The following is a 20,715-nucleotide window of genomic DNA, read 5'->3' as shown; positions in this document are numbered from 1 at the left end:
TGATGGGGAGCCGTATCTGCATTCATCCTCGTAACGACTCTGTACACTATTTACTCGATCCTGTTCGCATTTTTCTGTATAGCAAATGGATACTCTGTGGGTGTGTATTTCTTATACACGTTCTTGTCCACTAACAGGGAGAAAGTATGTTTCCAGAATACAGAGACCTTATTTCCCGACTGAAATCCGAGAACCCTCGCTTTCTGTCCTTATTCGAAAAACACAACAGCCTTGATCATGAGATCTCCAGACTGGAAGGTTCGGATGGTCGGGGGTATAGTTTGGACATTGTTCGTCTTAAGAAACAGAAACTCCACCTGAAGGAAGATCTGCTCAAAATATTGCGAAAAGAGAGTGTCAGTGAGAGCTAAGTAGAACGGCGCTTGCTGTGTAAAAGGGCTTCCTGCGAGAAACGGAAGCCCTTCCTGTTTTAGGTGTTAATCGACCATCACGCGTTTGTTCGTCGCCCCCCAGAGGATCGACATTTCAGTGAACAACGCGCCGCTAATTTCTTCGACTTCTTCTGCACTAACCTGCGCATTTCCCTGTTTACCGAACAGCACCACTTCATCACCGGATGCAACCTGCGGCAAATCGGTTACATCGACGATCACGGTATTCATGGATGTTTTACCCAGTACCGGAACCCGCTGGCCGCGGATCAGCACGTGCCCCGCATTACTGAACACACGGCGATAACCATCGGCATAACCTGTCGGGATATTGGCCAGAACGGAATCACGTTTAAGGGTATAGGTTCTGTCATACCCGACGGTGTTTCCTTTGGGGTAATGGTTTACCGACGCGATGGCAGATTTAAACGTCATGACGCGTTTGTATTCGGTGCTGGCGATGGTATCGCCATAGAAAATACCGCCAACACGCACCATGTCGAGCCAGGATTCTGGAACGGTCAGGGTAGCGAACGTATTCGCGACATGCAGGGTGACATCTTCGCGCTTAAGCCCGGAAATTTTCAATACCTGGGCTGATTGCGTATTGAAACGGGCCAGATCGCGTTTTACCACTGCCGCATCTTCTTCCGGGAAATGCGACATGATGCCGACAATTTTCAGGCCGGGTAATGCGGAAATAGCGCGTGCTTCTTCCAGACCTGCGGCGGTACTGACTTCCAGACCGTTACGCGACATACCGCCAGAGTTCAGCGCCAGATGGATACGAATAGTTTTACCTTTCTCCTGAGCGATTGCACTTAGACGCTTAGCCATATCCAGATTACCGATAAGCTCTTCGGTATCGAAATCCGCCGCCTGGCGCATCTCTTTTTCCGTCGCGTTACGCACGCGCATGAGCTGCGATGTATAGCCTGACTGGCGAACGGTACTGATTTCCTCGTTACTGGCGATGCCAATACATTGCACGCCGTTTTGCATCATCACCGGCGTTACCAGTGAGAGATCGTGGCCGTACGCGTCGCCTTTAAGAATGGCGCACATCCGGGTTTTATCTCCCAGCAGTTGCTGAACTTTATGGATGTTATATTCCAGCGCGCTGCGGGAAATTTCCAGCGTGGTATTATCCACAACCTGTTGCTTATTGACCGCAAAGGGAACGGGGCCTGCTTGCGTGGTGGAAACAGGTTGGTGACAGGCGGTAATCAGTAAAAGCGGAATAAGTGCTAAACGACCCAAAGGTGCTGCCATGCTTGCTCCTTAGCAATAGAATGAAAGTGTTATTGTCATCATTACGGTCTATCCATGAGGGGATACCCGGATCACCAGAGTAACGGGTTCCACGCCAGAGATTCTTTCTAAGTGATTGCTGTTACAGCATAAAAATAAGACATCCTCGGTGCTAAACAGAGTAATATCGGCTACTGCCAGTCAGAAATGCCCCGTTTACGATCGCAAAGGAGATAAACATGTCAGAAATAATTATCGTTAGTGACGCGCTGGAACTGCGGGCGGTAGAAGAACAACACGTCACCCCTCTGCATCAGTTGGTGCTTAAAAATAAAACCTGGCTCCAACAGTCACTGAACTGGCCGCAGTTTGTCGAATCTGAGGACGACACGCGCAAAAACGTGCAGGGGAATATGATGTTGCACCAGCGCGGCTACGCCAAAATGTTCCTTATTTTCGAACAAGGGGAGGTGGCTGGCGTTATCTCGTTTAACCAGATAGAGCCGCTGAACAAAGCCGCTTATATTGGTTACTGGCTGGACGAAGAGCACCAGGGCAAAGGCATTCTGTCTCAGGCGCTACAGGCAATGATTCGTCATTATGCGCAGCGCCAGGAGATTCGCCGTTTCGTGATTAAATGTCGTGTAGATAACGTCAGGAGCAACCAGGTTGCACTGCGCAATGGCTTCCGACTGGAAGGATGTATGCAACAGGCGGAATTCCTTAATGGCGATTACCATGACGTGAATCTCTACGCCCGCATCATTGATGGTTCTTCAGAATAAACCGGCAATAGGGGTGCGCGTGATACGTTGTTCGCCGTTGATCACTTTTGGCCCGCGCAGATGGATCGCATCGCCATCAAAGGCTTCAACTTGGGCCTGATCGGTTATCTCAATATGATGCTCGATCAGCACTTCACCCAGAATACAGGCATAGCCTTCAATAAGGATGTGACCGTCAAGCTGTAGCGGTCCGCCACGTAATTGCGCATGCCCCCCAACCAGCACGTGGTGTTTCAGCACGCAGTTACCTTCAACCACCGCGTGTTCCGCCACCTGCGAGCTGTAGCGCAGGGTAGGAATGGCGTCTTCATCCGTTCCGGCGATGACGCGTGCATGCCCATAGACTTTGGCGCAATCGCAGATCCAGACATTATTCTCTTCGTTGCCCTCTATCCGTGCAAAATCAAAAACTTCAGCCCGATGTTCTATAAAAGCATAATTGATCATCGCATCGCCATAGATTTGCGCCTGATGGACCACGCGTGAATTGCTGACTGCCGCCCGCTCGTAAATTTGCAGGAGCTGGTCGCTTTCACGGGTTAACCCTCTGGCCGCAATGATTTCAGAGTCACACACAATGCGTGCATCACCGCAGATGAGGCACTCACCGCGAACAACAGAATCCTGAATGGTGACGTTGTCACGCACTTGCGCGTTATGGCTGATTTCTGCTCGGTCAATCCAGACGGCATCACCAATCTGCGCGCCATCTCTGACCACGCTTGCCTGTGTAATACGGGCGTCTCCGGTTATCGTCGCGCCGGAAAACGCGAGCGCATTCTCATCGTATATCCAGCAATTACCGCTTTGCGACAGAACGCTTTCATCATCAATCCAGCCACCGAGCGTACCGGATCTAACATCATTAAAATCAATGAGTGCGATGATTTGGCGTAGTAATACACTTTTTTTATTGCCATTATCCAGGTAACTAAAGGAGCGAGATTCATCGCTTAGACGGTATTTGGTCATAGCTCATTTCCATGTTGCGCACCTTAGTTAAACGTAGCAAAGTTTTCTGCACTGGCTAAACCGGCAGATATTCCATAAAATGCATTTCAAATATACTTTAAAAAATAAACAAAATGAGTAAGAACAAACAGAGTGAACGGGTCCTCAATCTTCCGGCCGGTTATTTTGGCATGGTACTGGGTACCATCGGGATGGGATTTGCGTGGCGTTACGCCAGCCAGGTGTGGCCGGTGAGCCACTGGATTGGTGATGGCTTAGTGATCCTCGCAATGGTCATTTGGGGATTGCTGACGCTGGCATTTGTGAATCGCTTACTACGTTTTCCGCACAGCGTACTGGCGGAAATTCGTCATCCGGTGATGAGCAGTTTTGTCAGTCTGTTTCCAGCAACAACGATGCTGGTCGCGATTGGTTTTGTACCTTGGTATCGACCGCTGGCGCTAGGATTGTTCAGCATTGGCGTGGTGATACAGCTGGCGTACGCCGCCTGGCAAACGGCAGGATTATGGCGTGGTGAGCACCCGGAAGAGGCCACCACACCGGGCCTGTATCTGCCAACCGTTGCCAATAATTTTATCAGCGCCATGGCCTGTGGTGCGCTTGGCTTCAACGACGCCGGGTTGGTGTTTTTGGGCGCCGGGGTATTTTCCTGGCTTAGCCTGGAGCCGGTGATTCTGCAGCGTTTACGTAGCTGCGGTGAACTACCGACGGTTTTACGTACTTCACTTGGTATACAGTTGGCACCCGCGCTGGTCGCCTGTAGCGCCTGGCTTAGCGTCAACGGCGGCGAGGGGGATACGTTAGCTAAAATGCTATTTGGTTATGGTCTGCTGCAACTTCTGTTCATGCTACGCCTTATGCCGTGGTATTTGTCACAGCCATTTAATGCGTCTTTCTGGAGCTTCTCGTTTGGCGTGTCTGCGTTGGCGACAACGGGATTGCATCTTGGACACGGCAGTGAATCAGGATTTTTTCATACTCTGTCTATCCCACTGTTTATTTTTACCAATTTTATCATTGCATTATTACTGATACGTACGTTTGCATTGCTGATGCAGGGGAAACTGCTCATCCGCACGGAGCGTGCTGCATTACTGAAATCTGAGGATAAATAATGACCCTTTGCGACGAAAACTACTTTACTGAAAAATATGATTTAACCCGTACGCATTCCGATGTCGTTGAAGCGGCAAAAGTGGTTGCACCAGGTAAAACGTTAGATCTGGGCTGCGGTAACGGCCGAAACAGCCTGTACCTGGCGGCAAACGGCTATGACGTTACCGCATGGGATAAAAACCCAATGAGCATCGCTAACCTTGAGCGCATCAAAGCGGCTGAGGGGCTGACCAACCTCAACGCGAAGGTCGCTGACCTTAATGCGTTACGTTTTGAGGGTGAATACGATTTTATTCTTTCTACCGTTGTACTGATGTTCCTTGAAGCTAAAACGATCCCTGGCCTTATTGAGAATATGCAACGTTGTACTAAACCGGGTGGATATAACTTAATCGTCGCAGCGATGGATACTGATGATTTTCCGTGCACAGTAGGTTTTCCGTTCGCGTTTAAAACCGGAGAATTACGCAACTATTACAGTGGGTGGGATCTGCTGAAATATAACGAAGACGTAGGTGAACTTCATCGTACAGATGAAAACGGTAATCGAATTAAACTGCGCTTTGCCACCATGCTGGCACGCAAAACTTCCTGAACCTCCCGTTTGGGTTAACTCTTTCTGCGTTCAGCATTTTTTGTGCTGAGCGCAGAGATAAAATTGTGCGGTGCTTACCATTTTTAGTACATCCAAAATGAAACTGTTTTGCTATCCTTTTTAGGCATCATTGCGAAAACTAAAGGGATCGTTTCATGCGTACTCAAACTTTATTTAAAGTTGCAGTGCTTACTGGCTTGTTGGCATTATCCGGCTGTGCGTCAAAAGTGACCGAGCCGGATAAATATTCTGGGTTTTTAAAAAATTACTCTGATCTGAAGGAAACAAAATCAGCATCGGGACAAACGGTACTCCGTTGGGTTGACCCGAGCTACAACGAATCCAAATATGACAACATTGTTTATAACCCGGTAACGTATTATCCGGTTCCTAAACCTACTACGCAGGTAGGGCAGCAGGTTCTTGATCAATTACTGACCTATACCAATACGAAGTTGAAAACGGCGATCGGTCAGCGTAAACCTCTGGTTACAACTCCAGGGCCACGTAGTCTGATTTTCCGCGGGGCGATTACCGGTGTAGCGACCAGCAAAGAAGGACTGCAGTTCTATGAAGTGGTCCCGGTTGCACTGCTCGTTGCAGGAACGCAAATGGCGACGGGTCACCGTACCATGGATACCAACCTCTATTTCGAGGGTGAGTTGATTGATGCAGCGACCAATAAACCGGTGATTAAAGTTGTACGTAAGGGTGAAGGTAAAGACCTGAACAACGAAAGCACGCCGATGGCGTTCGAAACGTTGAAGAAAGTTGTTGATGACATGGCGACCGATGCCTCCATGTTTGATGTGAACAAAAAACCACAATAAAAATGATGAACGCACCATCTCAGGATGGTGCGTTTTTTTATGCCACACGACGACGATAGAGTATTTTACCCATCAATGCTTCCGGTCGGGCAAACATCACCAGATTTCCCAGTAAGATCAACACCAATCCGGCAATCGCATTAACTTGCCAGATGTATCCTTCATACAATGTTGACAACGTCAGCGCCACCAGCGGGAACAGCAGCGTGCTGTATGCCGCCTTACTGGGACCAATGCGACCTACCAGCGTGAAATAAGCGCCAAAGGCAATCACTGAGCCGAAAATAGCCAGATATAACAGCGCGCTAAGATAGCTGAATGTCCACTGTGGCGTGAAGTTGTCGCCGCGCACCAGCGCAATGGCCGCGATCAGCAATGTGCCGTACAGCATGGCCCAGCTGTTGGTCGTTAACACTTCTAACCCTTTTTTCTGGTGACGCAGACTGATCATATTGCCCAGTGAGAAGCCGAAGGTTCCCAGAGCGCTCAAACCGATGCCCAGTAACAGTGAATGATTAAACCCGCTGTTGAGCAAATCCTGCCAAAACAGAGTCACGATGCCCGTCAGTCCCAGACCCGCTGCAATATAGAAGCGCAGCGGTGGTTTTTGCCCAAAAAAGATGAAGCTATTAACTGCATTGAACAGGACGGCCATCGAGAAAATCACCGACTCCAGGCCGGTATTAATCCACGCCGCAGCCGTATAAAAACACCAGAAGTTAAAGCAAAAAACGCATCCGCCCTGTAACAGACAAAACAGATGATCGCGGCCAGACAGTTTGCGTAATTTACCGCTTAGCAACAGGATCACTATCATCACCGAGCTGGCAACTGCGAAGCGCCAAAAGATAGAAACCGGCGCAGAAACCGGACCTTGCTGCAAATAAATCGCAATCCATGTCGTTCCCCAAATAACCACCACCAGGCAGTACAACAGTGCGTTCATACAACTCTCTCTTTTTGTCGTCAGACTTACACTGTGTCACGACGGAATGCAGGAGACTTTCATCGGCTTGCGGTGTACTTGCAAAATCTTGCGCTTTTTTTAGCGTAATAGTGAAAAGGCAGCTGTTAACGATATGTAGCTGATATAGACTGAAAGCCTGCTAACTTATTTTGAATGTGATGGTATGTCTCAGCCCTACGGTGCCTTTGAAAACTTGCGCAAACATAATGCCGTGCTGCATGAATCGGTTGCGTTACATTCAGGGATCCAACTGGCGGCCTGGTCGAACAAGCGCGATACCATCACCCAATATTGCGATCACCATACGCTCAGTTTATACATCGCAGATGGTTACGAGAGTTACCACAAGACGGCGGGAGGATGGAAGAATGGCGGGGGACCAGACCGTTTTTGCCTGATGCCGAAAGAGAGTGAGTCCAGTTGGGATATTCGTGACGATCTTTCCTTTGTTCATCTCTATTGTACGGACGCGCATTTGCGAGAAGTGGGTGAAAAAGTTTGGGACAAAAGCCCCTATAGTTTCACGCTGGACGAGCATACGTTTGGCAGTGACCCGGGGATCACGGCGGTTTACCGTCAGTTTTTGCTTGGTAACGACTGGCAGCAACCGGCCAATCACCTCACGCTTAGCGCGGCATCTTCACTACTGTTAACGCATCTGATCCAGCATTACAGCAATGTGCAATGGCGACTTCCCGTTGTCACCGGAGGGCTTGCGCCTGCCACATTGCGCAACGTGCTGGCCTATATTGAAGCACATCTGGCGTATCCCATAACGTTGAGCGATCTGGCAAGCGAGGCAGCGCTAAGTGAATTCCATTTTGCCAGAATGTTTCGCCAGTCGATGAATATGGCGCCTCATCAGTACGTCATGCAACGCCGTATGGCGCTGGCGCAGCAACTGGTCTGTTATTCATCACGCAGCCTGTCGGATATTGCAATGGCCTGTGGGTTCAGTTCGGCGAGCCATTTCAGTAACCGGTTTAAACAAGTGACGGGTAAAACGCCAACGCAGCTACGCGCGGCGAAATAATGTCAACACTGAGTAGCAGATACCGCCGACGACCAGCCCCCAGAATGCAGACCCAACACCAAATACCGTCAGACCACTGGCCGTAACCAGAAAAGTCACGATGGCCGCATCGCGTTCTGCTTCATTATGTAAGGCTTGGAATAAACTACCGCTAATCGTGCCGAGTAATGCCAGACCAGCAAGCATCTGGATCCAGCTTACGGGGAGGGCTGCCATCAGTCCTGTGACCGAACCGCCAAACACTCCAGCCAGAATGTAAAAGACACCCGCTGCCGCTGCGGCAAGCCAGCGTCGATTTGCATCTGGATGGGCTTCGGGGCTTTGGCAAATTGCGGCGGTTATGGCGGCGATGCAGATGGAATAGACGCCAAACGGCGAAAATAGCAGTGCCAGCAGACCCGTAAAAACAATCAGGGGTGAAACGGGTAACGAATATCCAGATGCTTTCATGGTCGCAATACCTGGGGCATTTTGCGAAGCCATAGTAACCAGAAACAGAGGTAGCGCAATGCTGATACTGTGGGCTAATGAAAAGTGTGGGGCAATAAACGCTGGCAACACCGGTGACAGATTAACACCATCGGTGACAATGTCACCTTTAACCAGGGCGATAGCTATGCCTACGAACATTGCGGCGATTACGGCATACCGTGGGGCAATCACTTTTAGTACTAACCACGCCAGCAGCATGCTGCCGCACAAGATAAGCTCACTGTTCAGGCTATTGAACGCCTGCAAACCAAAACGCAGCAAGATCCCGGCCAGCATGGCTGATGCCAGCGAGTGGGGAATAATTTTCATCAGACGGGCAAACAGCCCGGTTATACCGCACAGCACAATCAACGCATTAGCTACGATAAAAACACCGATAGCATCCTGAATCGATACCCCTTGCAGGCCCGTCACCAGCAGCGCGGCACCAGGCGTTGACCATGCGGTGAGTACAGGGGCGCGATACCACAATGTCAGCGCCAGCGTACTGCCCCCCATTGCTAGCCCAAGTGCGGTCATCCAGCCTGCGATTTGTCCGGTCGTCGCACCTGCGGCGAGCGCCGCTTGCCAGATAATGGCCGCTGAACTGGCGTAGCCGACCAGGACCGCCACAAAACCCGACAAAACTGTAGGCAGGGGGATGGAAAATGTGCGCATAGCAACTCCGCGTGCGTTATAACGGTCAGTTACTGTAGCACTGTGCGTTATAGCGTACAAGTGCTAAGCTGTAGCCCGAGAAAGGAGAGCGACGAAGGAGTAAAATGGACAACTTAACCCACTATCTGGCCACAACGCTCAAGACGCTACGTCACCAGCGTGAATGGAGCCTTTCGCGTCTGGCGGAGGAAACTGGCGTCTCAAAAGCGATGCTGGGGCAGATTGAGCGCAACGAATCCAGTCCAACGGTGGCAACATTGTGGAAAATTGCCACTGGGCTGAACGTCCCGTTTTCAACGTTTATTTCACCACCAGAGTCAGACGGCACGCTAACATTCGATCCCCAGCAGCAGGCGATGGTCGTCACGCCGTTGTTCCCGTGGGATCCGCAACTGTGCTTCGAGCATTTTTCGATACTGCTGGCACCCGGCGCGCTCAGTGAATCTACTCCGCATGAAACCGGCGTAATTGAGCACGTGGTGGTGATTAGTGGTCTGCTGGATATGTGTATTGAGGGGCAGTGGCGCACCTTTAAATCCGGTGAGGGTGTCCGTTTCGCCGGAGATACGGCACATAGCTACCGTAACAGTAGCGAGCAAACGGTTCATTTTCACTCGCTGATCCATTACCCACGCGGTTAATCGGGAAAACTATTCCGAAACGCCGCGCTTGTGACTACAATAACCGCCATTTTTACCGCTTGTGGATGGTAACAACTGTATGCGCCAGCAGCCTCATCACCTTGAATTGTTAAGCCCGGCTCGGGATACCGCCATTGCGCGCGAAGCCATTTTGCACGGCGCAGACGCCGTTTACATTGGTGGACCAGGTTTTGGCGCGCGTCATAACGCCAGTAATAGCCTGAAAGATATTGCCGAATTAGTGCCTTTTGCCCATCGTTACGGGGCAAAAATCTTTGTGACGCTAAACACGATCTTGCATGATGATGAGCTGGAGCCCGCACAACGGTTAATTACCGATCTGTATCAGACCGGCGTTGATGCCCTGATCGTGCAGGATATGGGGATTCTTGAACTGGATATTCCCCCGATTGAACTGCACGCCAGCACCCAGTGCGATATTCGCAGCGTTGAGAAGGCGAAATTTCTATCTGATGTGGGATTCACCCAGATTGTGCTGGCGCGCGAACTGAGCCTTGAGCAGATTAACGCTATCCATCAGGCTACCGATGCGACCATTGAGTTTTTCATTCACGGTGCGCTGTGCGTTGCCTATTCAGGACAGTGTTATATTTCACATGCACAAACCGGACGCAGCGCTAACCGCGGCGACTGTTCCCAGGCTTGCCGTCTGCCGTATACCCTGAAAGACGATCAGGGGCGCGTGGTGTCCTATGAAAAACATCTGCTGTCGATGAAAGATAACGATCAGACCGCCAACCTGGGTGCGTTGATTGACGCAGGTGTGCGTTCCTTCAAAATTGAAGGGCGCTATAAGGACATGAGTTATGTGAAGAATATTACCGCGCATTATCGCCAGATGCTCGACGCCATCATTGAAGAACGCGGCGATCTGGCCCGTTCATCAGCGGGACGTACCGAACATTTCTTTATCCCATCTACAGAGAAAACCTTCCATCGCGGCAGCACCGATTATTTTGTGAATGCCCGTAAAGGGGATATCGGCGCATTCGACTCGCCAAAGTTTATCGGTTTGCCGGTCGGCGAAGTCCTGAAGGTGGCGAAAGATCATCTCGATGTTGAGGTGACTGAACCGCTGGCAAACGGGGATGGCCTGAACGTGTTAATCAAACGCGAGGTTGTTGGATTCCGCGCCAACACCGTGGAAAAAACGGGGAACAATCGTTATCGGGTATGGCCGAATGAAATGCCCGCCGACCTGCACAAAGTGCGTCCGCATCATCCGCTGAATCGCAACCTCGATCATAACTGGCAGCAAGCGTTAACAAAAACTTCCAGCGAACGCCGTGTTGCGATCGATATTGAGCTCGGCGGCTGGCAGGAGCAGTTGATTCTGACGCTCACCAGTGAAGAGGGCGTGAGTATCACCCATACGTTGGACGGCCAGTTTGAGGAAGCGAACAATGCGGAAAAAGCGTTGAGTAACCTACAGGATGGACTGGCAAAACTGGGTCAGACGATGTACTACGCCCGCAATATTCAGGTGAATCTGCCAGGCGCGCTGTTTGTGCCAAACGGTCAACTAAATCAGTTCCGGCGTGAAGCCGTTGATATGCTGGATGCAGCACGCCTGCAAAGCTATCAGCGCGGTAGCCGCAAACCGGTATCTCAGCCAGCGCCGGTTTATCCACAAACGCACTTGAGTTTCCTGGCTAACGTCTACAACCAAAAAGCGCGTGAGTTTTATCACCGTTATGGCGTTCAGTTGATTGATGCAGCCTATGAAGCTCATGAAGAAAAGGGCGAAGTGCCGGTGATGATCACCAAACATTGCCTGCGTTTCGCCTTTAACCTGTGTCCGAAACAGGCGAAAGGGAATATTAAAAGCTGGAAAGCCACGCCGATGCAACTGGTTAACGGCGATGAAGTCCTGACACTGAAATTTGATTGCCGACCGTGCGAAATGCACGTGATCGGCAAGATGAAACATCACATTCTGAAGATGCCGTTGCCGGGCAGCGTCGTGGCTTCCGTCAGCCCCGAAGAACTGATGAAGACACTGCCGAAGCGTAAAGGTTAATCGTTAGCTCAGATGCGTATCGGGTTTGCGTGATTTTTGCCAGTGATGGTGTTCTCGAAGATCGGCGGCGGATTCTTCCGCCGTCACTCGCAGCTCATCGCTGTCGGCCGTGTGTCGTAGTAAGTGATCGGCATCCTGTACCTGAAGATATTCATGTCCCTGATTAGTAGCGAAAAGTTGACCGGAAAAAAGCGCGCTGGTCAGCAATAACACCGTTAACCCTTTCTTAAACATCATGCACCCTCTGGTACGTTAGCTGCGGAATTGGCGATAATTTCGCCTGGTGACTATTCAATATTTTAATCGGGATAATGACAATCTCTGTTTTGTCATTTCGATGTTTTTTACATTTTTGTTTAGTCAATGTTGGGATTTGTAACACCCGGGCAGTGCAGCGCGCTGACCGGGTGTTATCAGGGCGAGATTCAGGACTTAAATCCGGCGGCCGTCATCAGGAGACGAAAGAACATACCAACGGCGGCCAGGGCCAGCACGCTGCCGCCCCAGAGGATCACCAGCCACATCAGGCGTTTCCAGATTGTTTGTTGCATCAATGATACCCCTCACCATGTTGAACTTTGCCGCGGAAAACGTAGTAGCTCCAGAAGGTGTACACCAGGATTATCGGGATAATCAGCAGTGCGCCAACCAACATAAAGCCCTGACTTTGTGCCGGAGCCGCCGCCTGCCAGAGCGTAATAGACGGTGGAATGATATGTGGCCAGATACTGATCCCCAGCCCGCTAAACCCGAGAAAAATCAGCCCCAGCGTTAATACAAAAGGCAGCGTATGGCAGTTATGTTGCCCCAGCGATCGCCACAGCCAGAGACTGATAAGCGCAACCAGCAGCGGAACCGGCATCAGGAACCAAAGGTTGGGCAGGCTAAACCAACGCTCGGCAATCGCACTGTGCGCCAGCGGCGTCCACAGGCTGATAATGGCAATCACAACCAACATTGCCAGCAGCAGTTTTTTGGCCACACTGCGCATTTTATCCTGCAACGGATTTTCGCTTTTCATCACCAGCCATGTCGCCCCCAGCAGGGCGTAAGCCACGACCAGACCAACGCCGCAGAACAACGTGAACGGGGTCAACCAGTCGAAAGAACCGCCGCTGTAGCTGCGTCCGGTAACGGAAAATCCGTTGAGTACGGCACCCACCACGACACCTTGCGTGAATGTCGCGAGGATTGAACCGCCGATAAAGGCTTTATCCCAGAATGGTCGGTGAGCCGGTGTGGCTTTGAAGCGAAACTCGAACGCGACGCCGCGAAAAATCAGGCCGATTAGCATCAGGGTCAACGGGATGGTCAGCGCATCGACGATCACCGCATAGGCCAGGGGGAAAGCGCCGAATAATCCGGCTCCGCCCAACACCAACCAGGTTTCATTGCCGTCCCATACCGGGGCGACGCTGTTGACCATCACATCGCGGTCGTCAGCGTCCTGAATCGCTGGGAATAAAATGCCAATCCCGAGATCAAAACCGTCCATCACGATATACATCAGCGTGGCGAAGACGATAATTACAAACCAGATAACTGATAAATCGATACCCATTAGCGATGTGCCTCCGGTTGAGAATCGAGGACGGCGGCTGAAAGCGGCCGGGCAGGCGTGCCTGTTGGCGGAATAGTCGGGTCATCTTCCTGTGGCCCTTTACGGATCAGGCGGATCATGTAGCTGTAACCCACGCCAAACACTGAGCTGTACACCACAAAGAAGGACAGCAGGCTGATGCTCATATGCAAATCGCCATGTGCAGAAACCGCATCCGCCGTACGTTGCAGACCGTAAACCACCCACGGCTGACGGCCAACTTCAGTGGTCACCCAACCGGCAAGGATGGCAATCAGACCGGAGGGGCCCATCCATAAGGCAAAGCGCAGAAAAGGGCGTGAGGTGTATAAACGCTGCTTATAGCGCAGCCACAGGGCAAAAGTACCCAGCAGGATCATCAGCATGCCTAGCCCGGCCATTATGCGAAACGACCAGAACACCATGGTGGAGTTGGGCCTGTCTTCTTTAGGAAACTCTTTTAGGGCCGGGACCTGTTTGTCCAGACTATGGGTCAGGATCAGACTGCCCAGCGCCGGGATTTCCAGCCCATAGCGGGTGCGTTCCTGCTCCATATCCGGCCAGCCGAACAGCAGCAGCGGAGTCGGTTCACCGGGGCGATTTTCCCAGTGTCCTTCAATCGCAGCAATTTTTGCCGGCTGATGCTTCAGCGTATTCAAACCGTGCATATCGCCAATCAAGGCCTGCAGTGGAGCGACGATTAATGTCATCCACAGCGCCATCGAAAACATCGCTCGAATTGCTGGTGTGTTATTCCCGCGCAGCAAATGCCACGCCCCAGAGGCGGCAACAAACAACGCGCTGCTCAGGAAGGCGGCAACCGACATATGCAGCAGACGATAGGGGAATGAAGGATTGAAAATAACGGCGAACCAGTCGACGGGAACGACCTGTCCGTTAACTATTTCATAGCCTTGCGGTGTCTGCATCCAGCTGTTGGAGGCGAGGATCCAGAAGGTTGAAATAATGGTACCCAGTGCGACCATGCAGGTGGCAAAGAAATGAAGTCCTGGACCAACCCGATTCCAGCCAAACAACATCACCCCAAGGAAACCAGCTTCGAGGAAGAAGGCGGTTAATACTTCATAGGTCAGTAACGGCCCAGTGATACTCCCGGCGAACTCGGAAAAACCACTCCAGTTGGTGCCGAACTGATAAGCCATCACCAGCCCGGAAACGACACCCATACCAAAATTTACGGCGAATATTTTCGACCAAAAATGGTAAAGCGATCGCCAGGTGGGGTTTTTCGTTTTTAACCATAGCCCTTCAAGCACAGCCAGATAACTGGCGAGTCCGATAGTAATAGCCGGAAAGATGATGTGAAAGGATACCGTAAACGCGAACTGGATCCTTGCCAGGTGAAACGCGTCAAGACCGAACATGCTTAACTCCGCAGGCAAAATTGATTTAGCGCAATTCTAAGTCTGAGGAGCAATGGAAGGCAGAAACAGAACAGTTCTTTTTAACCATAACAGTTGCAGTGCTGTTATAAGTTGCACTCGCTGATATGAAATCTGGAAGCTTGATTCCTGTTATTGAATAGCGTTCTCTTCTTGAAATACGCGCCGTAGGCAAAGAACTGTCATTACCGATGTTGTAAAACTGTTAACTATAACAGTTAAATAAAATACCCTGATTATGTAAACTGATATACACAGTGGTTGTCACCGACACCGGTAATCAGGACGAAAAATGAAAAAATACCAGCGACTGGCAGAGCAAATTCGCGATCAAATTGCGTCTGGCGTATGGCTGCCGGGCGATCGCTTGCCATCTTTGCGTGAGCAGGTGGTCAGCAGCGGCATGAGTTTTATGACCGTCGGACACGCATACCAGTTGCTGGAAAGCCAGGGGCGGATTATTGCCCGACCGCAGTCTGGTTATTATGTCGCCGCGCGCCCCGAACGTGAACTTGCTGCGCCGCAGGTGCAGGTCATGCGCGATGAAGCAGTGGATATCAATACCTACATTTTTGATATGTTGCAGGCCAGCCGGGATGCGTCAGTGATGCCCTTTGCCTCCGCATTCCCCGACCCGCGGCTGTTTCCACTTCAGCAGTTGAATCGCTCGTTGGCGCAGGTGAGTAAAACTGCCACCGCCATGAGCGTGATTGAAAACCTGCCGCCGGGGAATGCTGAGCTGCGTCATGCCATTGCCCGTCGCTATGCTCAACAGGGGATGACCATTTCACCTGACGAAATCGTCATCACCACCGGCGCGCTGGAAGCCCTTAATCTGAGCCTGCAAGCGGTCACTGAACCGGGTGACTGGGTGATTGTCGAAAACCCCTGTTTTTACGGGGCGTTGCAGGCCCTGGAACGATTACGTCTGAAGGCGTTGTCGGTGGCCACCGACGTTAAAGAGGGGATCGATCTTGCTGCGTTGGAGCAGGCGTTGCAGGAGTATCCGGTAAAAGCCTGCTGGCTAATGACCAACAGCCAAAACCCACTGGGTTTTACGCTCAGCGCAGAGAAAAAGGCGCGTCTGGTCGCCTTGCTGGAAAAATACCACGTAATGTTGATTGAAGATGATGTTTACAGCGAGTTGTACTTTGGCCGCGAAAAACCGTTGCCTGCCAAAGCCTGGGATCGCGCCGACAGCGTTCTGCATTGTTCGTCTTTCTCGAAGTGCCTGGTGCCAGGATTTCGTATTGGCTGGGTAGCAGCAGGGAAACATGCCCGGCGTATTCAGCGACTCCAGCTAATGAGCACCTTATCTACCAGTTCACCCATGCAGCTTGCCCTTGTTGATTATCTTTCAACCCGGCGCTATGACGCGCATTTACGGCGCTTGCGTCGGCAACTGGCGGAACGTAAACAACAGGCCTGGCAAACGCTGCTGCGTCATCTTCCGGCGGAAGTCAAAATTCACCACAACGACAGCGGTTATTTTCTGTGGCTGGAGCTGCCGGAACCGCTTGATGCCGGTGTGCTCAGTACCCATGCGCTGGCACACCACATCAGTATTGCGCCGGGGAAAATGTTCTCGACCTCGGGAAGCTGGACACGTTTTTTTCGTTTTAATACTGCATGGCACTGGGGAGATCGCGAAGAGCAGGCCGTAAAACAGCTTGGTAAATTAATTCGTGAAATGATGAAATAAACCATAACGCGCTATTCAATATAAATGAATAGCGTGTTCTTATTTTCGAAATAGTGAATGCTGAACCACGGTATTATTTATATCGGGTGCGTCCATACAAAATATCAATAGTTAATACTATTGCCACCTCTGCGTCTAACTCCTTGTCTATACTCCAGAAGATTACCCCCTGGTCAGAGTCTGTAGCGTAATGAGCGTTAGCTCACAACCTGATTAAATTTCCTTGCGCCAGCAGGAACGCTTACAACACCCCGACTATTTTTAGAAAAGGACATATATTTACGGCAAGGCTGCCGCTCAATATTTTTTAGACAGGAGTAAGACGTTATGAGCAAGCAGTTTGCCCTCAGTAGCCTGTGCGCACTCAGTATGACGCTGATGACTGCGCAGGCAGCCGAACCCCCCACATCATTAGATAAACCGGAAGGCCGCCTGGATATTATTGCCTGGCCGGGTTATATCGAACGTGGGCAAACCGATAAACAATATGACTGGGTCTCACAGTTTGAGAAAGATACCGGCTGCGCGGTTAATGTAAAAACGGCAGCCACATCTGATGAAATGGTCAGCCTGATGGCAAAAGGCGGCTACGACCTAGTTACCGCTTCTGGTGATGCCTCACTGCGCCTGATTATGGGAAAACGCGTTCAGCCAATTAATACCGCGCTGATCCCTAACTGGAAAACCATCGATCCACGCGTGGTAAAAGGCGAATGGTTTAACGTTGGCGGAAAAGTTTATGGCACACCGTACCAGTGGGGACCAAACCTGCTGATGTATAACACCAAAATTTTCCCAACGCCGCCGGATAGCTGGAACGTGGTGTTTGTTGAGCAAAAACTTGCGGACGGGAAAAGCAATAAAGGGCGCGTTCAGGCCTACGATGGCCCGATCTATATTGCCGATGCCGCGTTATTCGTTAAAGCCACTCAGCCGCAGTTGGGTATTACCGACCCCTATCAGCTCACTGAAAAACAGTATCAGGCAGTAATCAAAGTCCTGAGCGATCAGCATGCGCTGATCCATCGCTATTGGCACGATACCACCGTGCAAATGAGCGATTTCAAAAACGAAGGCGTGGTGGCGTCAAGCGCCTGGCCTTATCAGGCTAACGCCCTGAAAGGCGAAGGTCAGCCAATTGCCACGGTCTTCCCAAAAGAAGGGGTTACCGGATGGGCTGATACCACCATGCTGCACAGTGAAGCGAAACACCCGGTTTGTGCTTACAAATGGATGAACTGGTCATTAACCCCGAAAGTACAGGGCGACGTAGCGGCCTGGTTTGGTTCTCTGCCAGTAGTGCCTGAAGGTTGTAAAGCCAGCCCGTTACTGGGTGAAAAAGGCTGTGAAACCAACGGCTATAGTTATTTCGACAAAATTGCCTTCTGGAAAACGCCGATTGCCGAAGGTGGAAAATTCGTTCCTTACAGTCGCTGGACGCAGGATTACATCGCCATTATGGGCGGTCGTTAATTCCGCTGGGGGTTTTATGACGTACGCAGTGGAGTTTCATAACGTCTCGCGTTTGTATGGGGATGTTCGAGCAGTTGATGGGGTAAGTATTGCGATTAACGACGGTGAGTTTTTCTCTATGCTGGGGCCATCCGGCTCCGGCAAGACCACCTGTCTGCGCCTGATTGCTGGGTTTGAACAACTGTCAGGCGGCGCAATCACTATTTTTGGTAAACAGGCCAGCGAATTGCCGCCCTGGGAGCGGGATGTAAATACGGTATTTCAGGATTACGCGTTATTCCCGCATATGTCGATTCTCGACAACGTCGCTTACGGGCTGATGGTCAAAGGCATCGATAAAAAACAGCGCCACGCCAAAGCGCGAGAGGCGCTGGATAAAGTTGCGCTCGGTTTTGTTTATGAACGCAAACCGTCGCAACTTTCCGGTGGTCAGCGGCAGCGCGTGGCGATTGCCCGGGCGCTGGTCAATGAGCCGCGCGTCCTGCTGTTGGATGAACCGCTCGGGGCATTGGATCTCAAACTGCGTGAGCAGATGCAGCTGGAGCTGAAGAAATTACAGCAATCCCTTGGTATCACCTTCATTTTCGTCACTCACGATCAGGGGGAAGCCCTGTCGATGTCCGATCGTGTGGCGGTGTTTAATAACGGTCGCATCGAACAGGTGGATTCTCCGCGCGAACTGTACATGCGTCCGCGGACACCGTTTGTGGCAAGTTTCGTCGGGACGTCCAATGTCTTTGATGCCACGATGTCAGCGAACGTTTGCGGGCTACAGGGGATGTTCTCCCTGCGTCCGGAACACATTCGCTTGAATGATACCGGAGGAGAAGTTCAGGCCAGGGGTGTTATCCAGGCGGTGCAGTATCAGGGGGCGGCGACGCGGTTTGAACTAAAACTCGCCGGAGGGGAAAAATTGCTGGTTAGCCAGGCGAATCTGACGGGCGAAATGCTACCGTCAACGTTGTCGCCAGGTCAGCAGGTGATGGCATCCTGGTCACGCGACGTGATGGTACCGCTGGTTGAGGAGAGGTGAATGGCTATGAACGTCTTACATTCGCCTCCACAGTCGACCAACCTGAATCGGATCTCAGGTTACTTCTGGCGTAATCCGGGGCTGGGGCTGTTTTTGCTGCTCCTCGGACCGCTGATGTGGTTTGGCATCGTCTACTTTGGCTCATTACTGACACTGTTGTGGCAAGGTTTTTATACCTTCGACGATTTCACCATGTCGGTCACACCAGACCTGACGCTGGCGAATTTGCAGGCGCTGTTTAATCCCGCTAACTACGACATCATTTTGCGCACTCTGACGATGGCGGTAGCGGTCACCATCGCCAGCGCGATTCTGGCATTTCCGATGGCGTGGTATATGGCTCGCTATACCAGCGGCAAAATGAAGGCTTTTTTTTATATTGCCGTAATGTTGCCAATGTGGGCCAGCTACATCGTTAAAGCCTATGCGTGGACGCTGCTGTTGGCTAAAGACGGCGTGGCGCAGTGGTTTTTAACCCACCTTGGGCTGGAGCCGTTGCTGCTTTCGTTCCTGACATTACCTGCGGTAGGCGGCAATACGCTGTCGACTTCAGGGTTAGGGCGTTTCCTGGTGTTCGTCTATATCTGGCTGCCGTTTATGATCCTGCCGGTACAGGCCGCGCTGGAGAGACTTCCGCCGTCGCTGTTACAGGCTTCTGCTGATTTGGGCGCGCGTCCGCGTCAAACCTTCCGCTATGTGGTGCTTCCATTGGCGATACCGGGCATTGCAGCGGGTTCGATCTTTACCTTCTCTCTGACGTTGGGCGACTTTATTGTGCCGCAACTGGTGGGACCGCCGGGCTATTTCATCGGCAATATGGTGTATTCGCAACAAGGGGCGATCGGCAATATGCCGATGGCGGCGGCATTTACTCTGGTGCCGATTGTGTTAATCGCACTGTATCTGGCGTTCGTGAAGCGTCTGGGAGCTTTCGATGCACTCTGAACGCGCACCCTGGCTACTCAAACTGGCGGCATGGGGCGGGGTTATTTTCCTGCACTTTCCCATCCTCATCATCGCCACCTATGCTTTTAATACTGAGGAGGCTGCTTTTAGTTTTCCACCCCAGGGATTAACACTGAAGTGGTTTAGCGTTGCTGCGCAGCGTAGCGATATCCTGGAGTCTGTGACGTTGTCACTTAAGATCGCTGCGTTGTCCACAGCTATTGCCCTTGTTCTGGGGACGCTGGCCGCGGCCGCGCTGTGGCGTAGGGACTTTTTTGGCAAAAGTGCAATATCGCTGTTGCTACTGTTGCCGATCGCGCTGCCGGGCATTATTACCGGCCTTGCGCTGTTGACGGCGTTTAAAACCATCAACCTGGAACCGGGTTTTCTCACGATCGTGGTGGGCCATGCGACGTTTTGCGTGGTGGTGGTGTTTAACAACGTTGTGGCGCGTTTTCGCCGTACCTCATGGAGTCTGGTCGAAGCGTCTATGGATCTTGGCGCCAATGGCTGGCAAACCTTTCGTTATGTCGTGCTGCCAAATCTGGCATCGGCACTTCTGGCGGGGGGGATGCTGGCGTTTGCCTTGTCGTTTGATGAAATCATCGTGACAACGTTCACCGCCGGACATGAAAGAACACTTCCTCTGTGGCTGCTCAATCAATTGGGTCGTCCACGGGATGTGCCGGTCACCAACGTTGTGGCATTGCTGGTAATGCTGGTGACAACACTGCCAATTTTAGGGGCCTGGTGGCTAACGCGTGAAGGCGACACTCTCGCCGGAAACGGTAAATAAACGACGATATGG

At 51.4% G+C, this 20,715-nt stretch carries 21 protein-coding genes; 13 read left to right on the top strand and 8 right to left on the bottom strand.

Annotation, left to right across the window (positions count from 1 at the left end; translation table 11 throughout):
- The first annotated feature begins 146 nt into the window (after positions 1–146).
- The gene (locus OGY72_RS06255) at positions 147–371 is read left to right on the top strand and encodes an HP1242/YdcH family protein (RefSeq protein ID WP_149384217.1); all 225 of its coding nucleotides are present in this window, start codon (positions 147–149) and stop codon (positions 369–371) included.
- Positions 372–437: 66 nt separating this feature from the next.
- On the opposite strand, the gene alr is transcribed toward OGY72_RS06255, so the two are convergent.
- The gene (alr, locus tag OGY72_RS06250) at positions 438–1,664 is read right to left on the bottom strand and encodes an alanine racemase (RefSeq protein ID WP_149384218.1); all 1,227 of its coding nucleotides are present in this window, start codon (positions 1,662–1,664) and stop codon (positions 438–440) included.
- Positions 1,665–1,882: 218 nt separating this feature from the next.
- On the opposite strand from alr, the gene rimL reads away from it, so the two are divergent.
- Complete coding sequence (gene rimL / locus OGY72_RS06245) at positions 1,883–2,428, top strand: 50S ribosomal protein L7/L12-serine acetyltransferase (RefSeq protein WP_148361937.1); 546 nt, start codon at positions 1,883–1,885, stop codon at positions 2,426–2,428.
- On the opposite strand, the gene ydcK is transcribed toward rimL, so the two are convergent.
- The gene (gene ydcK / locus OGY72_RS06240) at positions 2,420–3,400 is read right to left on the bottom strand and encodes a YdcK family protein (RefSeq protein WP_149384220.1); all 981 of its coding nucleotides are present in this window, start codon (positions 3,398–3,400) and stop codon (positions 2,420–2,422) included. The genes rimL and ydcK overlap by 9 nt on opposite strands.
- 113 nt (positions 3,401–3,513) lie before the next feature.
- On the opposite strand from ydcK, the gene tehA reads away from it, so the two are divergent.
- The 3 genes from tehA (at position 3,514) to OGY72_RS06225 (ending at position 5,941) form a co-directional block, all read left to right on the top strand.
- On the top strand, positions 3,514–4,515 hold the full coding sequence (gene tehA, locus OGY72_RS06235; protein ID WP_003833162.1) for a dicarboxylate transporter/tellurite-resistance protein TehA: 1,002 nt from the start codon (positions 3,514–3,516) through the stop codon (positions 4,513–4,515).
- Complete coding sequence (gene tehB, locus OGY72_RS06230) at positions 4,515–5,111, top strand: tellurite resistance methyltransferase TehB (RefSeq protein WP_003833160.1); 597 nt, start codon at positions 4,515–4,517, stop codon at positions 5,109–5,111. Before tehA ends, tehB begins: the two co-directional genes overlap by 1 nt.
- Before the next feature lie 155 nt (positions 5,112–5,266).
- Positions 5,267–5,941 carry a DUF3313 domain-containing protein gene (locus OGY72_RS06225; protein ID WP_003833157.1) on the top strand — a complete coding sequence of 225 codons (675 nt, stop codon included), beginning with the start codon at positions 5,267–5,269 and terminating at the stop codon, positions 5,939–5,941.
- A 37-nt stretch (positions 5,942–5,978) separates the two neighbouring features.
- Here OGY72_RS06225 and OGY72_RS06220 read toward each other — a convergent pair whose 3' ends face one another.
- Positions 5,979–6,887, bottom strand: coding sequence for a DMT family transporter (locus OGY72_RS06220; RefSeq protein WP_003833155.1), 909 nt, complete (start codon positions 6,885–6,887; stop codon positions 5,979–5,981).
- 184 nt (positions 6,888–7,071) lie between these two features.
- Here OGY72_RS06220 and OGY72_RS06215 point away from each other — a divergent pair, with 184 nt between their 5' ends.
- Positions 7,072–7,941 (top strand): AraC family transcriptional regulator, encoded by an 870-nt coding sequence (locus OGY72_RS06215; RefSeq protein WP_003833154.1) that lies wholly within the window; start codon positions 7,072–7,074, stop codon positions 7,939–7,941.
- On the opposite strand, the gene OGY72_RS06210 is transcribed toward OGY72_RS06215, so the two are convergent.
- Positions 7,924–9,090 carry a benzoate/H(+) symporter BenE family transporter gene (locus OGY72_RS06210; protein ID WP_286547428.1) on the bottom strand — a complete coding sequence of 389 codons (1,167 nt, stop codon included), beginning with the start codon at positions 9,088–9,090 and terminating at the stop codon, positions 7,924–7,926. The two genes, OGY72_RS06215 and OGY72_RS06210, sit on opposite strands and share 18 nt — an antisense overlap.
- A 104-nt stretch (positions 9,091–9,194) precedes the next feature.
- Here OGY72_RS06210 and OGY72_RS06205 point away from each other — a divergent pair, with 104 nt between their 5' ends.
- Both OGY72_RS06205 and rlhA read left to right on the top strand, forming a co-directional pair.
- A complete protein-coding gene (locus OGY72_RS06205; RefSeq protein WP_286547427.1) occupies positions 9,195–9,731 on the top strand; it encodes a helix-turn-helix domain-containing protein in 537 nt (178 codons plus the stop codon).
- Between the two features lie 79 nt (positions 9,732–9,810).
- Positions 9,811–11,772, top strand: a complete 1,962-nt coding sequence (gene rlhA / locus OGY72_RS06200) for a 23S rRNA 5-hydroxycytidine C2501 synthase (protein ID WP_284969012.1) — start codon at positions 9,811–9,813, stop codon at positions 11,770–11,772.
- Positions 11,773–11,775: 3 nt separating this feature from the next.
- On the opposite strand, the gene OGY72_RS06195 is transcribed toward rlhA, so the two are convergent.
- From OGY72_RS06195 to OGY72_RS06180, 4 genes are all read right to left on the bottom strand, one after another.
- On the bottom strand, positions 11,776–12,006 hold the full coding sequence (locus OGY72_RS06195; RefSeq protein ID WP_003833147.1) for a DUF2554 family protein: 231 nt from the start codon (positions 12,004–12,006) through the stop codon (positions 11,776–11,778).
- A 191-nt stretch (positions 12,007–12,197) separates the two neighbouring features.
- Entirely contained in the window at positions 12,198–12,323 is a 126-nt protein-coding gene (locus tag OGY72_RS06190; RefSeq protein ID WP_003020230.1) for a DUF2474 domain-containing protein, read from the bottom strand.
- Complete coding sequence (gene cydB / locus OGY72_RS06185; protein WP_126318001.1) at positions 12,323–13,333, bottom strand: cytochrome d ubiquinol oxidase subunit II; 1,011 nt, start codon at positions 13,331–13,333, stop codon at positions 12,323–12,325. The genes OGY72_RS06190 and cydB overlap by 1 nt, the downstream gene beginning before the upstream one ends.
- Positions 13,333–14,736 carry a cytochrome ubiquinol oxidase subunit I gene (locus OGY72_RS06180; RefSeq protein WP_126318004.1) on the bottom strand — a complete coding sequence of 468 codons (1,404 nt, stop codon included), beginning with the start codon at positions 14,734–14,736 and terminating at the stop codon, positions 13,333–13,335. The genes cydB and OGY72_RS06180 overlap by 1 nt, the downstream gene beginning before the upstream one ends.
- Positions 14,737–15,046: 310 nt before the next feature.
- Here OGY72_RS06180 and OGY72_RS06175 point away from each other — a divergent pair, with 310 nt between their 5' ends.
- The 5 genes from OGY72_RS06175 to OGY72_RS06155 all read left to right on the top strand — a co-directional run bounded on the left by OGY72_RS06175 (position 15,047) and on the right by OGY72_RS06155 (position 20,703).
- Positions 15,047–16,456 carry an aminotransferase-like domain-containing protein gene (locus OGY72_RS06175; RefSeq protein WP_279275940.1) on the top strand — a complete coding sequence of 470 codons (1,410 nt, stop codon included), beginning with the start codon at positions 15,047–15,049 and terminating at the stop codon, positions 16,454–16,456.
- A gap of 327 nt (positions 16,457–16,783) precedes the next feature.
- A complete protein-coding gene (gene ydcS / locus OGY72_RS06170; RefSeq protein ID WP_079937306.1) occupies positions 16,784–17,929 on the top strand; it encodes a putative ABC transporter substrate-binding protein YdcS in 1,146 nt (381 codons plus the stop codon).
- A gap of 16 nt (positions 17,930–17,945) precedes the next feature.
- Entirely contained in the window at positions 17,946–18,962 is a 1,017-nt protein-coding gene (locus tag OGY72_RS06165) for an ABC transporter ATP-binding protein (protein WP_063940776.1), read from the top strand.
- Entirely contained in the window at positions 18,963–19,907 is a 945-nt protein-coding gene (locus OGY72_RS06160; protein ID WP_003833133.1) for an ABC transporter permease, read from the top strand.
- Entirely contained in the window at positions 19,897–20,703 is an 807-nt protein-coding gene (locus OGY72_RS06155; RefSeq protein WP_003020204.1) for an ABC transporter permease, read from the top strand. Before OGY72_RS06160 ends, OGY72_RS06155 begins: the two co-directional genes overlap by 11 nt.
- The last annotated feature ends 12 nt before the right edge of the window (positions 20,704–20,715 follow it).

It is taken from the genome of Citrobacter sp. Cpo221 (assembly GCF_030332345.1).
GTDB classification, from domain to species: Bacteria; Pseudomonadota; Gammaproteobacteria; order Enterobacterales; family Enterobacteriaceae; genus Citrobacter; species Citrobacter portucalensis.
Note: the sequence above shows the minus strand (reverse complement) of the source record. Positions and strands in the feature narration are given on the sequence as shown.